Source organism: Candidatus Pseudomonas auctus (assembly GCF_048654275.1).
Taxonomy (GTDB): domain Bacteria; phylum Pseudomonadota; class Gammaproteobacteria; order Pseudomonadales; family Pseudomonadaceae; genus Aquipseudomonas; species Aquipseudomonas pharyngis.
On record NZ_JBJYZK010000001.1, the window covers coordinates 366,452 to 382,146 of the forward strand.

General features: G+C 61.3%; 10 protein-coding genes. 6 read left to right on the forward strand and 4 right to left on the reverse strand.

Annotated elements, in window-relative coordinates; all coding sequences use genetic code 11:
- The first annotated feature begins 311 nt into the window (after positions 1–311).
- Positions 312–2,393, forward strand: coding sequence for a putative bifunctional diguanylate cyclase/phosphodiesterase (locus tag ACKUG4_RS01700; protein WP_445433263.1), 2,082 nt, complete (start codon positions 312–314; stop codon positions 2,391–2,393).
- Positions 2,394–2,478: 85 nt separating this feature from the next.
- Positions 2,479–3,225: an SDR family oxidoreductase gene (locus ACKUG4_RS01705; protein WP_007955033.1), complete on the forward strand. Its 747-nt coding sequence runs from the start codon at positions 2,479–2,481 to the stop codon at positions 3,223–3,225.
- Between the two features lie 123 nt (positions 3,226–3,348).
- On the opposite strand, the gene mapR is transcribed toward ACKUG4_RS01705, so the two are convergent.
- From mapR to ACKUG4_RS01720, 3 genes are all read right to left on the reverse strand, one after another.
- Positions 3,349–4,758 (reverse strand): GntR family transcriptional regulator MpaR, encoded by a 1,410-nt coding sequence (gene mapR, locus ACKUG4_RS01710; protein ID WP_236190494.1) that lies wholly within the window; start codon positions 4,756–4,758, stop codon positions 3,349–3,351.
- A 246-nt stretch (positions 4,759–5,004) separates the two neighbouring features.
- Positions 5,005–6,435, reverse strand: a complete 1,431-nt coding sequence (gene ccoG / locus ACKUG4_RS01715; RefSeq protein ID WP_445433264.1) for a cytochrome c oxidase accessory protein CcoG — start codon at positions 6,433–6,435, stop codon at positions 5,005–5,007.
- 195 nt (positions 6,436–6,630) lie between these two features.
- On the reverse strand, positions 6,631–6,879 hold the full coding sequence (locus tag ACKUG4_RS01720) for a DUF3203 family protein (protein WP_085667114.1): 249 nt from the start codon (positions 6,877–6,879) through the stop codon (positions 6,631–6,633).
- Between the two features lie 123 nt (positions 6,880–7,002).
- Here ACKUG4_RS01720 and ACKUG4_RS01725 point away from each other — a divergent pair, with 123 nt between their 5' ends.
- Positions 7,003–7,539 carry an MgtC/SapB family protein gene (locus ACKUG4_RS01725; RefSeq protein WP_039768121.1) on the forward strand — a complete coding sequence of 179 codons (537 nt, stop codon included), beginning with the start codon at positions 7,003–7,005 and terminating at the stop codon, positions 7,537–7,539.
- On the opposite strand, the gene ACKUG4_RS01730 is transcribed toward ACKUG4_RS01725, so the two are convergent.
- The gene (locus ACKUG4_RS01730) at positions 7,540–7,698 is read right to left on the reverse strand and encodes a hypothetical protein (protein WP_165369575.1); all 159 of its coding nucleotides are present in this window, start codon (positions 7,696–7,698) and stop codon (positions 7,540–7,542) included.
- A 216-nt stretch (positions 7,699–7,914) separates the two neighbouring features.
- Between ACKUG4_RS01730 and ACKUG4_RS01735 the strand changes: the two genes are divergently transcribed.
- The 3 genes from ACKUG4_RS01735 to glgB all read left to right on the forward strand — a co-directional run bounded on the left by ACKUG4_RS01735 (position 7,915) and on the right by glgB (position 15,654).
- Positions 7,915–9,909, forward strand: coding sequence for an alpha-1,4-glucan--maltose-1-phosphate maltosyltransferase (locus ACKUG4_RS01735; protein ID WP_445433265.1), 1,995 nt, complete (start codon positions 7,915–7,917; stop codon positions 9,907–9,909).
- A gap of 169 nt (positions 9,910–10,078) precedes the next feature.
- A complete protein-coding gene (treS, locus tag ACKUG4_RS01740; RefSeq protein WP_445433266.1) occupies positions 10,079–13,420 on the forward strand; it encodes a maltose alpha-D-glucosyltransferase in 3,342 nt (1,113 codons plus the stop codon).
- Positions 13,421–13,422: 2 nt separating this feature from the next.
- Complete coding sequence (gene glgB / locus ACKUG4_RS01745) at positions 13,423–15,654, forward strand: 1,4-alpha-glucan branching protein GlgB (protein WP_445433267.1); 2,232 nt, start codon at positions 13,423–13,425, stop codon at positions 15,652–15,654.
- Positions 15,655–15,695: the final 41 nt, after the last annotated feature.

Sequence of the window (15,695 nt, forward strand, 5' to 3'; positions counted from 1 at the left end):
TTCCCACGTCGAGGCGTCGAACCGTCCGCGTGGGAATCCCTCAACGGACGCTCCGCGTTCGGCTTTGGAAGGGACGCGGAGCGTCCCGGGCTGCATTCCCACGCAGAGCGTGGGAACGATCTGCGGGCGAGGGCGGACGCTCTGTCAAAGCAGCACTCCAGAGCCTTGTCCGACGATCAAACAAGCGTTTCATCGGGTTGATGGCCATTTGATTACTTTGTCAGTGCGTTCTTCTGCGCAATCAGTACAATCGGCGCATTTGGCCCCGCGGAGAACGGACGCAGTACGGCGGGGTGGTCACGAGAATTCCCATGCTCATCGGTAGCTACTCCTTCACGCTGGTTTTCATTTCGCTGTGTGTGGCGATCCTTGCTTCCTACACCGCGCTCGATCTCACCGGGCGCATTGCCACTGCCAAGGGCCGCGCCGTGCATTTATGGACGGCCGGCGGGGCGTTTGCCATGGGCATCGGCGTCTGGTCGATGCACTTCATTGGCATGTTGGCGTTCAAGCTGCCGATCAGCCTCGGTTACGACATTTCGATCACGGCGCTTTCATTGCTGATCGCCGTGCTGTCCTGCGGTTTTGCCCTGTGGCTGGTCAGTCAGCCGAAACTGCCGGCCTGGCAACTGGCCTTTGGCGCGTTGATCATGGGCGCCGGCATCAGCGCCATGCATTACACCGGCATGGCCGCGATGCGCATGCAGCCGGGCATCGACTACGATCCGACACTGTTCGGCGCCTCGTTGTTGATCGCTGTCGGCGCTTCGGCGGCAGCGCTGTGGATCGCCTTTCGCCTGCGTCAGCACTCGCCTTACGTGCGGCTGTTTCGGGCCGGGGCGGCGATTGTCATGGGCGTGGCGATTGTCGGCATGCACTACACCGGCATGGCGGCGGCGCGGTTTCCCGACGGCAGTTTCTGCGGTGCGGCACTCAGCGGCCTGAACGGCAACGGTCTCGACAATCTGGTACTGATCACCACGCTGGCGGTGCTGGCCATCGCGCTGCTGACCTCGATTCTCGACGCGCGCCTGGAAGCCCGCACGGCTGATCTGGCCCATTCATTGACCGTGGCCAACCGCGAACTCACCCAACTGGCGTTGCACGACACCCTGACCGGCCTGCCCAACCGCATGCTGCTGGATGACCGGATCAATCAGGCGATGAAAAAGGTCAACGAGCAGGGCGGCTGTTTTGCGCTGATGTTCATCGATCTGGACGGCTTCAAACCGGTCAACGACGCTTTCGGTCACCACATGGGCGATCAGTTGCTGCGCGAAGTGGCGGTGCGTCTGCGCGAAGATTTGCGCAGCCTCGACACGCTGGCGCGGATCGGCGGCGATGAGTTTGTCCTGCTGGTGCGCCTGACCGAACCCAACGATGCGCTGGGTCTGGCGGCGCGTCAGGTCGGCTTGATCGCCCGGTCGTTCCGGGTCGCCGAGCATGAGTTGCAGATTTCCGCCAGCGTCGGCATTGCCCTGTACCCCGGCAACGGGGAGAGCGCCCAGGAACTGCTGATGAACGCTGACGCCGCGATGTACCACGCCAAGGGCGGCGGCAAGAACGGTTACAGCTTCTTCGACGTTTCGATGAACAGCAACGCGCGCAAGCAACTGCAATTGCTGCAGGACTTGCGGGCGGCGCTGGAGCATGGCGAGTTCAGCCTGCATTACCAACCCAAATTCCATGCGGCCGACGGTCGTCCGGTCGGTGCCGAAGCCTTGGTGCGCTGGGAGCACCCGACCCAGGGCATGCTGATGCCGGACAAGTTCATCGATCTGGCGGAGAAGACCGGGCTGATCATTCCGATTGGCGAGTGGGTGCTCAATGAGGCCTGCCGGCAGATGCGCGAGTGGTACGTACTGGGCTACACCGACTGGCGAATTGCGGTGAACCTGTCGGCGTTGCAGTTCTGCCATGCAGGGCTGGTAAGCAGCGTGGCCAAGGCCTTGGCCACCCATCATTTACCGGCCAACAGCCTGACCCTGGAAATCACCGAAACCACCGCCATGAGTGACGCCGATGCGAGCATGACGGTGTTGCAGGAACTGTCCGACATGGGCGTCGACCTGTCCATCGACGACTTCGGCACTGGCTACTCGAGTCTGATGTACCTCAAGCGTCTGCCGGCCAACGAGTTGAAAATCGATCGCGGTTTCGTCCGCGATCTGGAACACGACAGCGATGACGCGGCCATCGTCTCGGCGATCGTCGCCCTCGGTCAGGCGCTGGGGCTGCGCATCGTGGCTGAAGGCGTGGAAACCGATTCGCAGCAGGACTTCCTGACGCAACTGGGCTGCGATTCACTGCAAGGTTATCTGCTCGGTCACCCGATGCCGGCGGATCGCTTCCTGCAGGACATCGTGCGCGGCAAACAATTGGCGGTGAGCTGAGCCGCTAATCGCAGGTCATGCAAAACCCTGCAATGACGGTTATTCTTGCCCCGACTGTTACGTGTGCATCGGGGGAAAGGCCAGCATGGATAAAGTCATTGTGATCACCGGCGGCGGTCGTGGAATCGGCGCCGCCACCGCGCTGTTGGCTGCCGAGCAAGGCTATCGGATCTGCATCAATTACCAGACCGACGAACAGGCCGCTCACCACGTGCTGGACCAGGTGCGTGAGCGCGGCGCCACGGCCATCGCCGTGCGTGCCGATGTCAGTATCGAAGACGAAGTGATCGCGCTGTTCAACCGGGTCGACAGCGAACTGGGCCGCGTCACCGCCCTGGTCAACAACGCCGGCACCGTGGGGCAAAAATCCCGGGTCGACGAAATGTCCGAATTCCGCATTCTCAAGATCATGAAAACCAATGTGCTGGCGCCGATCCTCTGCGCCAAGCACGCGATCCTGCGCATGTCGCCCAAACACGGCGGGCAGGGTGGCAGCATCGTCAACGTCTCCTCGGTCGCCGCGCGGCTGGGCTCGCCGAATGAGTATGTCGATTACGCGGCGTCCAAAGGCGCGCTGGATACGTTCACCATCGGTCTGTCCAAGGAAGTGGCGGGCGAGGGGATTCGGGTCAACGCGGTGCGTCCGGGTTACATCTATACCGACTTCCACGCCTTGAGCGGCGACCCGGATCGGGTCAGCAAGCTGGAGTCGGCCATTCCGATGGCCCGGGGCGGGCGGCCGGATGAAGTGGCGGAGGCGATTGTCTGGTTGCTGTCGGACAAGGCTTCGTATGCCACCGGGACTTTCGTCGATCTCGGCGGCGGGCGCTAAGCCCGATCTTTCTATTGCAGCGACCGACCTAATCGCCAGCAGGCTGGCTCCCACATTTGGAATACATTTCCCTGTGGGAGCCAGCCTGCTGGCGATTGCAATCGATCAGGCAATATCTATTCCTCAAAACGACCGCACAATCCGCCCCAGCGTCTCCATCGCCTTCTCTGCATCCTCGGTCCACGGGCTGCCGTAGTTCAATCGAATGCAATTCCTGAAGCGCTGGGTCGGCGAAAAGATCGGCCCCGGCGCGATGCTGATCCCCTGCGCCAACGCCATCTGAAACAACTTCAACGAATCCATCTGCGGTGGCAGTTCCAGCCACAGAAAATAACCGCCGGCGGGTTGGCTCACGCGCGTCTGCGCCGGGAAGTAGCGGGCGATGGCCGCGAGCATCGAGCTTTGCTGTTCTTCCAGGGCATAGCGCAGTTTGCGCAGGTGACGGTCGTAGCCGCCGTGTTGCAGGTAGTCAGCGATGGCTGCTTGTGCGGGCATCGAGGCGCACAGCGAGGTCATCAGTTTCAGTCGTTCGATCTTTTGCGCGTAGCGGCCGGCGGCGACCCAGCCGATGCGGTAGCCGGGGGCCAGGCTCTTGGCGAAGGAGCCGCAGTGCATCACCAGCCCTTCGGTGTCGAAGGCCTTGGCCGGTTTCGGCGCCTGCTGGCCGTAATAGAGTTCGGCGTAGACGTCGTCTTCGATCAGCGGCACCTGATGCTGTTTCAGCAGTTCCACCAGTTCCTGTTTCTTGGCCTCGGGCATGGTCGCGCCCATCGGGTTCTGGAAACTGGTCATGCACCAGCAGGCCTTGATCGGGTGTCGTTCCAGTGTCTGGGCGAGCACGCCGAGGTCGATGCCGTCGCGCGGGTGCACGGGGATTTCCACGGCTTTGAGCTTCAGGCGTTCCAGCACTTGCAGGCTGGCGTAAAACGCCGGGGCTTCGATGGCCACCAGATCACCGGGCTCGGTCACGGCTTGCAGGCACAGGTTCAGCGCTTCGAGTGCGCCGTTGGTGATCAGCAGTTCTTCCATCGGCAGCATCAGGCCGCCGACCATGTAGCGCAGGGCGATCTGCCGGCGCAGTTGCGGGTTGCCCGGCGACATGTCGGTGACCACCATGCGCGGGTCCATCTCCCGCGCGGCGCTGGCCAGCGAGCGGGACAGGCGTTGCAGCGGAAACAGGGTCGGGCTGGGGAATGCCGAGCCGAACGGCACGGTGCTTGGGTCTTTGATCGACTCGAGCACCGAGAACACCAGCTCGCTGACGTCGACCTTGGTGGACTCGTTGACCTGGCTGCTGATCACCGGCTCCGAGAACGGGCTCGGGGCGTGGGTATTGACGAAGTAGCCGGAGCGCGGGCGGGCGCGGATCAGGCCGCGACGTTCCAGCAGGTAATAGGCCTGGAACACCGTGGACGGGCTGACGCCGTAGGTCTGGCTCGCGTAGCGCACCGACGGCACCCGCTGACCGGGGCCGAGGACGCCGGAGCGGATCAGTTCAGCGATGTCGTCGGCGAATTTTTCGTAGCGTTTCATCGGGGGCCTTGGTACGTGGTGTTTGGTGTTTTTGTGGTGGGTCAGTGGCATCAGCCCTCACCCTAGCCCTCTCCCAGAGGGAAAGGGGACTGATCGTGGGATGCTTAAGAATTACGCCGACATGAACGTGCTGCAGTGAATCCATAGTCGACTCGATTTTTCAGGTCGATGTACAACTCCTTACACCTCGGTCGGCTCCCTCTCCCTTTGGGAGAGGGCTGGGGTGAGGGGGGAGATTCTAACGGCTCACCGATTCATCGGCGCAACAAACCGGCTCTTCGCCACGCTATAAATCCCCGGCTCATCACTGTCGGCAATCTTGAAGCTCAAGGTCTGCGAGCTGCTGGCCGGGCGTTCGGAGGTCATCGCCACCGACACCGGCACATCGACGATCTCGCCTGGCGCCAGGCTCAGTTCGGTCTTGCCTTGCAGCTGGAAGCCGTCGCCGTCCACCAGCGTCAGGTTGTATTCCTGGCGTTGCTGGGTCTTGTTGATGACCTTGAGGGTGTAAATGTTTTCGATCTGGCCCAGACCGTTTTCACGAAACAGACCACGGTCCTTGGTCACGTCCAGCGACACCATTGGTCGTTCCACCAATGCCAGGGCGAGGGCGCCGATCATCACCACCAGCACCGCGACGTAGCCGATCAGGCGCGGACGCAGCAGATGGGTCTTGCCACCCTGCAACTCACGCTCGGAGGTATAGCGAATCAGGCCGCGAGCGTAATTCATCTTGTCCATGATCGAATCGCAGGCGTCGATGCATGCCGCGCAGCCGATGCATTCCATTTGCAGGCCGTCGCGGATGTCGATGCCGGTCGGGCAGACCTGCACGCACAACTGGCAGTCGATGCAATCACCGAGACCGGCCTCGGCCGGTTTGATCTCGCGTTTGCGCGGGCCCCGGTTTTCGCCACGGGCGGCGTCGTAGGAAATCGCCAGGGTGTCCTTGTCGAACATCACGCTCTGGAATCGCGCATACGGGCACATGTGCATGCACACCGCTTCACGCAGCCAGCCGGCATTGATGTAGGTGGCGGCGGTAAAGAACAGCACCCAGAACAGACTGACGCCGCCGATCTGCAGGGTCAGCAGTTCTTCGGCCAGCGGCCGGATCGGGGTGAAGTAGCCGACGAAGGTCAGGCCGGTCAGCACGCTGATTGCCAGCCACAGCGTGTGCTTGGCCGCACGCCGCGCCAGTTTGTTCAGGCTCCAGGGCGCCGCCTGCAATTTGATCCGCTGGTTGCGCTCGCCTTCGGTGATCTTCTCGCACCACATGAAGATCCACGTCCACGAACTCTGCGGGCAGGTGTAGCCACACCAGACCCGGCCGGCGAACACGGTAATCGCGAACAGGCCGAACGCGGCGATGATCAGCAGCGCCGAGAGCAGAATGAAATCCTGCGGCCAGAAGGTCGCGCCAAAGATGTGGAACTTGCTTTCGGAAAGGTCCCAGAGCACCGCCTGACGTCCGCCCCAGTTCAGCCATACCGTGCCGAAGAACAGCAGAAACAGAAACCCCGCGCCGCTCATGCGCAAGGTGCGGAACAGGCCGGTGAAGCTGCGGGTGAAGATCTGGTTGTCGCTGGTGGCGTGTTTCGCCTTCATTGGGCGCGCCGGTACTTTTTTTATCCGGGGAGATGCTTCTACGGTTCGGACGGGGATTCGTTCGCTCATGGTCGTTCGCTCATCAGCCTCCATCAGGCCAGGGAACTATGAGCGCCGATCTGTTTGCATAACAGACTCAGATATTTCAATAAAAAGCGTATCAGATGGGCTGTTCTGCCATGCCTGCGACAACTTGAAGCAGCCCGCAGGCCAAAGCGCAGAGGCCTATCCCAGAGCTCTGCGCCGGTTGTTGATCGAGGTCAGTCAAATCACCGAATCACTGTCGTCGGCCTTCAGGTGTTTGCGCCCATCCCGGGCGCCTGCGACGGTCAATGCGTCCGCTTCGGCTTCGGTGACGTAGATGCGCCGTCCTTCCACCTCGACGAACGACATGGCTTTTTCGCTATCTGTCTTTACTTCCAGCGTGTCGCAGATCCGAATCTCTTCACCATTTTCCACGGTGAAAAAACAGACTTTCGATTCCGGATTGCTTTCATCGATACGAAGGGGCATGGGGCTGTCCTTTTTCACAGGGGATCTCAACAGTTAGGGTGCGCGGTTTAGCAGATCGTTCTACGCAACCGATTAATGGTCGGCGCTGTCCATCCTTTATCAACTCATAACAAGGACTGGACGATGAACGCCTGGTGGCATGAAGTGTGGGAAACACTGCAAGCGGAATTCGCCGACATCGGCGATGCGTCGCAGCTGACCCGGATCACCGTGCGCCTGTTGATGGCGGCCATATTGGGCGGGATTCTAGGGTTTGAGCGCGAGCACAAGGGCAAGGCCGCCGGGGTGCGAACGCACATGCTGGTAGCCCTTGGCGCGGCGTTGTTCGTGCTGGTACCGCAATTGTCCGGTTCCCAGGCCGACGCGATGAGCCGGGTGGTGCAGGGCGTGATTGCCGGGATCGGCTTTCTCGGCGCCGGCACCATCCTCAAGAACCATGAAGGCGACGAAGGCCACGTCAAGGGCCTGACCACCGCCGCCGGCCTGTGGATGACCGCCGCCATCGGCGTCGCGGCCGGTCTGGGCCGCGAGGCGACGGCGGTGCTCAGTACGTTGCTCGCGTTGGGAATATTCAGTGTCATGCCGCGGATCGTCAGGGTCTTCGAAAAGGATCACATCGAGAAGGACCGCATCGAGAAAGACCACAACGACCTACGCTGATCAGACGATTACCGGCGGCATGGTCGTCGGCGGTTCTTCCTTGGGCGGTGGCGTGGTGCCAGGCGGCTCCTGTTCAGGGATCGGTTGCGGTTCGGTTTCGGGCAGGGTCGGTTTGTCGATGTTCGGATCGGGTGTTTCAGCGGGAATTGGAATAGTCATCGGGTGAACCTCCGTGTGGCACTTGGCGTGGGACGTGCTTAAGTGGATTGACCACTTCACTGCGAAATCGATCCGATTTTGTAGCGCGGCAAATCCCTGTGAACTTTTCCCGGCGACGGCCGCTCGGAACCTGAGAGAGTTCATCCGGGCCCAGGCCCGACCGTGACCGCCAAACAGGCAAACGAGCGTCCTTGGGGCGTTAAGGAGAGATGCTCAATGACTGCTGAAAAACCTTCCGAACAGAGCTACAACCCGCACATGCCGCTGTCGCAGGCCTTGCTGTTGCCGCGCATCGTCATTGAAAACACCATGCCGACCCTCGACGGCGGGCAGTTTGCCGTCAAGGCGATCGCAGGTCGGGAGATCGTGGTTACCAGCAAGGTGTTCGCCGACGGTCACGACAAACTGGCGGTGCGCATCCGCTGGCGCGAAGAGGGTGACGAGACCTGGCAGACCGAAGTCATGAGCGATCAGGGCAACAATGGCTGGCGCGGTGTGTTTCAGCCGCAGCGCATGGGCCGTTATCTGTTCCTGATCGAGGCGTGGATCGACCAGTTCGCCAGTTTTCAGTACGAACTGGAGAAAAAGCACACCGCCGGTGTCCCGGTCAGCCTCGAGCTGCAAGAGGGACGCACCATGGTGCAGCAGGCCGCCGAGCGCAGCGAAGGTCAGCTCAGCGAACAACTGGCCGGCTTGCACCACGAATTGTCCGGCCTGCTCGAAACCGAGCAGGTCGCGTTGTTTCTGCACTCGCGCAGTGCGCAACTGATGGCCGAGGCCGATCACCGCGCCTACTTGAGCCTCAGCCCGGAATTCCCGGTGGACGTCGAGCGCGAATTGGCGGAATTCGCCAGTTGGTACGAACTGTTTCCCCGCTCGATCACCGACGATCCCACCCGCCACGGCACCTTCAATGACGTGCACTCGCGCCTGCCGATGATTCAGGACATGGGCTTCGACGTGTTGTATTTCACGCCGATCCACCCGATTGGTCGCAGCCATCGCAAGGGTCGCAACAATTCCCTGACCGCCGGCCCGGACGATCCCGGCAGTCCGTATGCGATCGGCAGCGAGGAGGGCGGCCACGAAGCGATTCACTCGCAACTCGGCACCCGTGAGGACTTCCGTCGGCTGGTGGCCGCTGCCGCTGACCATGGTCTGGAGATCGCTCTCGACTTCGCCATTCAGTGTTCCCAGGATCACCCGTGGCTCAAGCAGCATCCGGGCTGGTTCAACTGGCGGCCGGACGGCACGATCAAATACGCGGAGAACCCGCCGAAGAAATACCAGGACATCGTCAACGTCGACTTCTATGCACCGGAAGCGATTCCGAGCCTGTGGGTCGAGTTGCGCGACATTGTGGTCGGCTGGGTGCAGGAGGGCGTGAAGATCTTTCGCGTCGACAACCCGCACACCAAGCCGCTGCCGTTCTGGCAATGGTTGATCGCCGATGTCCGTACGTTGTACCCGGAAGTGATCTTCCTCGCCGAGGCTTTCACCACCCCGGCGATGATGGCGCGGCTGGGCAAGGTCGGTTACACCCAGAGCTACACCTATTTCACCTGGCGCAACACCAAGACCGAACTGGCGACCTATTTCAGCGAGCTGAATGAGTCGCCGTGGCGCGAGTGCTACCGGCCCAACTTCTTCGTCAACACTCCGGACATCAACCCGGCGTTCCTGCATGAGTCGGGACGTCCCGGATTCCTCATCCGCGCGGCGCTGGCGACCATGGGCTCGGGCCTGTGGGGCATGTACTCGGGGTTTGAACTGTGCGAATCGGCGCCAGTGCCGGGCAAGGAGGAATACCTCGATTCCGAGAAGTACGAGATCCGCGTCCGCGACTTCAACCAGCCCGGCAACATCATTGCCGAGATCGCCCAGCTCAACCGCATCCGCCGCCAGAACCCGGCGCTGCACAGCCATCTGGGCCTGAAGATCTACAACGCCTGGAACGACAACATTCTGTATTTCGGCAAGCGCAGTGCGGACGGCAGCAACTTCATTCTGGTCGCTGTCAGCCTCGATCCACATAACGTGCAGGAGGCGAATTTCGAGCTGCCGCTGTGGGAAATGGGCCTGCCGGACGATGCCACCACCCACGGCGAAGACCTGATGAACGGCCATCGCTGGGACTGGCACGGCAAGTACCAATTCATGCGGATCGACCCGGCGTATCAGCCGTTCGGAATCTGGCGGATCACTGCCTGAACACAGATCCCCTGTGGGAGCGAGCCTGCTCGCGAATGCGGGCCAACATTCAATACATAGCTTGCCTGCCAACCCGAATTCGCGAGCAGGCTCGCTCCTACAGTGTGCTCATCGTTTGCGAGCCAAGTGATCGGCTCACCGTGTTTATAGAATTGAACAGGAGTTTCACATGGCGAAGAAACCCAAGGCTGCCACCTTCATCAAAGACCCGCTCTGGTACAAGGACGCGGTTATCTATCAAGTTCACGTCAAATCCTTTTTCGACTCGAATAACGACGGGATTGGCGACTTTCCCGGCCTGATCGCCAAACTCGATTACATCGCCGATCTTGGCGTCAACACCATCTGGCTGTTGCCGTTCTACCCCTCACCACGCCGCGACGACGGTTACGACATTGCCGAATACCGTGGCGTCCACAGCGATTACGGGACGATGGCCGACGCCAAACGGTTCATTGCCGAAGCACACAAGCGTGGCCTGCGGGTGATCACCGAGCTGGTCATCAACCACACCTCCGATCAGCACCCGTGGTTCCAGCGAGCGCGCAAGGCCAAGCCAGGCTCGGCGGCGCGGGACTTCTACGTGTGGTCGGATGACGACCAGAAATACGACGGCACCCGGATCATTTTTCTCGACACCGAAAAGTCCAACTGGACCTGGGACCCGGTGGCGGGCCAATACTTCTGGCACCGCTTCTATTCACACCAGCCGGACCTTAATTTCGATAACCCGCAAGTCATGAAAGCCGTGCTGTCGGTCATGCGCTACTGGCTGGACATGGGCATCGACGGCCTGCGCCTGGATGCTATTCCGTACCTGATCGAGCGCGATGGCACCAACAACGAAAACCTCCCGGAAACCCACGACGTCCTCAAGCAGATCCGCGCCGAGATTGACGCCAATTACCCTGATCGCATGCTGCTGGCCGAAGCCAACCAATGGCCCGAAGACACCCAGCTGTATTTTGGTGATACCGACGCCGAGGGCGTGAATGGTGACGAATGCCACATGGCGTTTCACTTTCCGCTGATGCCGCGCATGTACATGGCGCTGGCCCAGGAAGATCGCTTCCCGATCACCGACATCCTGCGCCAGACCCCGGAGATCCCGGCCAACTGCCAATGGGCGATCTTCCTGCGCAACCACGATGAACTGACGCTGGAGATGGTCACCGACAAGGAACGCGACTACCTGTGGAATTACTACGCGGCCGACCGTCGCGCACGGATCAACCTCGGCATCCGCCGGCGTCTGGCGCCGTTGATGGAGCGTGACCGCCGCCGCATCGAACTGCTCAACAGCCTGCTGCTGTCGATGCCCGGCACGCCGACCCTGTATTACGGCGATGAGATCGGCATGGGCGACAACATCTACCTCGGCGACCGCGACGGCGTGCGTACGCCGATGCAATGGTCGATCGACCGCAACGGCGGCTTCTCTCGCGCCGACCCGGCCAGTCTGGTGTTGCCGCCGATCATGGACCCGCAATACGGCTATCAATCGGTCAACGTCGAAACCCAGGCCGGCGATCCGCATTCGCTGCTGAACTGGACCCGACGCCTGCTGACCGTGCGCAAGCAATCCAAGGCGTTCGGTCGTGGCACCTTGAAGATGTTGTCGCCGGCCAACCGTCGCGTTCTGGCCTACACCCGCGAATACACCGGGCCGGACGGCAAGCACGAAATCATTCTGTGCGTAGCCAACGTGTCACGCAGTGCACAAGCGGTGGAACTCGACCTGTCGGCTTACGTCGGCATGGTGCCGGTGGAAATGCTCGGTGGTAACGCGTTCCCGCCCATCGGCCAGCTGAGTTTCCTGCTGACCCTGCCGCCTTACGGGTTCTACTGGTTCGGCCTGGCGGCGGAAAACCAGATGCCGAGCTGGCACGTGGAACCTGCGCAGAGCCTGCCGGACTTCACCACGCTGGTGCTGAAGAAGCGCATGGAGGAACTGCTCGAAGCACCGTCCCGGGCCACCCTCGAGCAGGCGATCCTGCCGAGCTGGCTGCAGAACCGCCGCTGGTTCGCCGGCAAGGACGCTGCCATCGAACAGGTGAAACTGGCCTACGGCGTGCGCTTCGGTGATGCGCAGCATCCGGTGTTGTTCAGCGAAATCGAAGTGCAGAGCGGTGGGCAGACCAGCCGATATCAACTGCCGTTCGGCTTTATTGCCGAAGATCAGGTCGGGCCGGCATTGCCGCAGCAATTGGCCCTGGCCCGTGTGCGCCGGGTTCGCCAAGTTGGGCTGATCACCGATGCTTTCAGTCTTGAAGCATTTGTTCGCGCGGCGCTGCAAGGCATGCAGAGCGGCACGGTGCTGGAATCCAGTGATGGCGAGATCCGTTTCGAGGCAACGCCGCAACTGGAAAAACTCGGCCTCGGTGCGGAATCCGAAGTGCGCTATCTGTCCGCCGAGCAATCCAACAGTTCGGTGGTGATCGGCAACAGTCTGGTACTTAAGCTGATCCGAAAAGTCGCTTCTGGCGTACACCCGGAACTGGAGATGAGCGCTTACCTGACCGCGGCCGGATTTGCCAATATCTCACCGCTGCTGGGTTCGGTGATTCGTCGGGACGGGAAGGGCGAAGACAATCTGTTGATGATTGCACAGGGCTACCTGAGCAATCAGGGCGACGCCTGGGAATGGACGCAGAACAACCTCGAACGTGCACTGCGCGACGAACTGGCCGACGCGGTGTCCGAGCAGGCGCAGCACTACAACGCCTTGGGTGAGCTGAAGGATTTCGCCGGGATGCTCGGCCAGCGTCTGGGGGAAATGCATCAGGTATTGGCAGCGCCGAGCGACAACAAGGACTTCGCGCCGCAAGTCAGTTCGGCCAAGGATGCCCAGGCGAGCGGCAAGGATGTCGCGGCGCAGGTCGAACATGCCCTGAAGCTCCTGAAGCAACATCAGGGCGAACTGGACGCGGCGGATCAGAAGCTGGTCGCTCGTTTGCTCGACAACAAGAAAACCATCCTTGCCCACGTGCAGGAACTGGCCAAGCAATCCGCCGGCGGTCTGCGGATCCGTGTCCACGGCGACCTGCATTTGGGGCAGGTGCTGGTAATCAAGGGCGATGCCTACCTGATCGACTTCGAAGGTGAACCGGCGCGGCCACTGGCCGAACGCCGAGGCAAGCACAGTCCGTACAAGGACGTCAGCGGGGTGCTGCGCTCCTTCGACTATGCCGCGGCGATGGCGCTGAATGTGCACAACGTCGACAACAGCCCCGAGGCCGAAGCCGCGCGTCGGCGGGTCACGGAGCGTTACCTGCGTGAAGCCCGGGAAGCATTTCTCCAGGCATATCGTCAGGCGGCAGCTAGTCTTGATCATGCCTGGCAAGATCCTGAAGGTGCCGACGCCGCACTGGCGTTGTTCGGTCTGGAGAAAGCGGCCTACGAAGTGGCCTATGAAGCCGAAAATCGCCCCACCTGGCTGCCCGTGCCGCTGCACGGTCTGTACGGGTTATTGACGGGGCTCAAACCCTTTTCCGATCTTGGTGGAGAGTAGTCATGAGTTTCTCGAACAGGGAACAGGGTCACGCTAAAGAAAGATTGCTGCCCACTGCAAAAGACATTGATGCCTTGGTGCGCGCAGAACACCACGACCCGTTTTCCATTCTTGGCCCCCACGGCGATGGCGCCGGCGGGCAGTTTATCCGGGCGTATCTGCCCGGCGCGTTGAGTGTTGCTGTTGTCGATAAAAACAGTGGCGAAGAACTCGGTCCGCTGGAGGCTACCGAAACGCCGGGGCTGTTTGTCGGGCGTTTCGAGGGCGCGCGGCCGTACCTGTTGCGCACCCGCTGGGCCGGTGGTGAACAGGTCGCGGAAGATCCCTACAGCTTTGGTCAGTTGCTCGGTGAAATGGACTTGTATCTGTTCGCCGAAGGCAATCACCGCGACCTCAGCAGTTGCCTCGGCGCGCAGCTGAAAACCGTCGATGGCGTCGACGGTGTGCGCTTTGCCGTGTGGGCGCCGAATGCCCGGCGGGTGTCGGTGGTCGGCGATTTCAACGTCTGGGACGGCCGGCGGCATCCGATGCGCCTGCGACATCCATCCGGCGTGTGGGAGTTGTTCATTCCGCGCCTGCAGGCGGGCGAGCTGTACAAATACGAAATCCTCGGTGCTCACGGCATCCTGCCGCTGAAGGCCGACCCGATGGCACTGGCCACCAGCCTGCCGCCGGACACTGCGTCAAAAGTCGCCGCACCGTTGCAGATCGACTGGCAGGATCAGGACTGGATGAACGGCCGCCACGAGCGACAGCAGCACAGCGCGCCGCTGTCGATCTATGAGTTGCACGCCGGATCCTGGCAGTGCGAACTCGATGATCTGGGCGAAGTGGCACGCCAATACACCTGGCCGGAACTGGCCGAGCGTTTGATTCCGTATGTGAAGGAGCTGGGTTTCACCCACATCGAACTGATGCCGATCATGGAGCACCCGTTCGGTGGTTCCTGGGGTTATCAGTTGCTGTCGCAATTCGCTCCGAGCGCGCGTTACGGCACACCGGAACAGTTCGGTGACTTCATCAATGCCTGCCACCAGGCCGGCATTGGTGTGATTCTCGACTGGGTGCCGGCGCATTTCCCCACCGATACCCACGGTCTGGCGCAATTCGATGGCACGGCGTTGTATGAGTACGGCAACCCGCAAGAAGGTTTTCATCAGGACTGGGACACGCTGATCTACAACCTGGGCCGCACCGAAGTGCACGGCTACATGCTGGCGTCGGCGCTGCACTGGTTGAAGCATTTCCACGTTGATGGGCTGCGGGTCGATGCGGTGGCGTCGATGCTCTATCGCGATTATTCGCGCAAGGCCGGCGAGTGGGTGCCCAATCGTCATGGCGGTCGCGAGAACCTGGAAGCCATCGACTTTCTGCGGCATTTGAACGACGTGGTGGCACTGGAAGCGCCGGGCGCGCTGGTGATCGCCGAGGAGTCCACAGCGTGGCCGGGCGTCAGCCAGAGCACCCAGCAGGGCGGTCTCGGTTTCGCTTACAAATGGAACATGGGCTGGATGCACGATTCGCTGCATTACATCCAGCAGGATCCGGTGTACCGCGCCCATCACCACAACGAGTTGAGTTTCGGTCTGGTCTACGCCTGGTCCGAGCGGTTCATCCTGCCGATTTCCCACGACGAGGTGGTGCACGGCAAGCATTCGCTGATCGACAAGATGCCCGGTGATCGCTGGCAGAAATTCGCCAATTTGCGCGCCTACCTGAGCTTCATGTGGACCCATCCGGGCAAGAAGTTGCTGTTCATGGGCTGCGAGTTCGGTCAGTGGCGCGAGTGGAACCACGACCAGCAACTGGACTGGTATCTGCTGCAATATTCGGAACACCAAGGCGTGCAGAAACTGGTCGGCGACCTCAACCGGCTCTACCGCGAAGAGCCAGCGCTGCACGAGCAGGACGATGCGCCGCAAGGCTTTCAGTGGTTGATCGGTGATGATGCGATCAACAGCGTTTACGCCTGGTTGCGCTGGAGCAAGGACGGCACGCCAGTGCTGGTGGTGGCCAACTTCACCCCGGTGCCGCGCCAGTCGTACCGGGTCGGTGTGCCGTTTGCCGGGCGCTGGAAGGAATTGCTCAACAGTGATGCCGACACCTACGCCGGTTCTAACTATGGCAATGGTGGCGGCGCGTTCACCGAAGAGGTGGCTAGCCATGGGCAGGCGTTGTCGCTGGAGCTGAACCTGCCGCCGCTGGCGGTGTTGATCCTTAAACCCGAGGCCTGACCCCACGCTCCGTATGATCGTTCCCACGCTCGCGTGGGAAC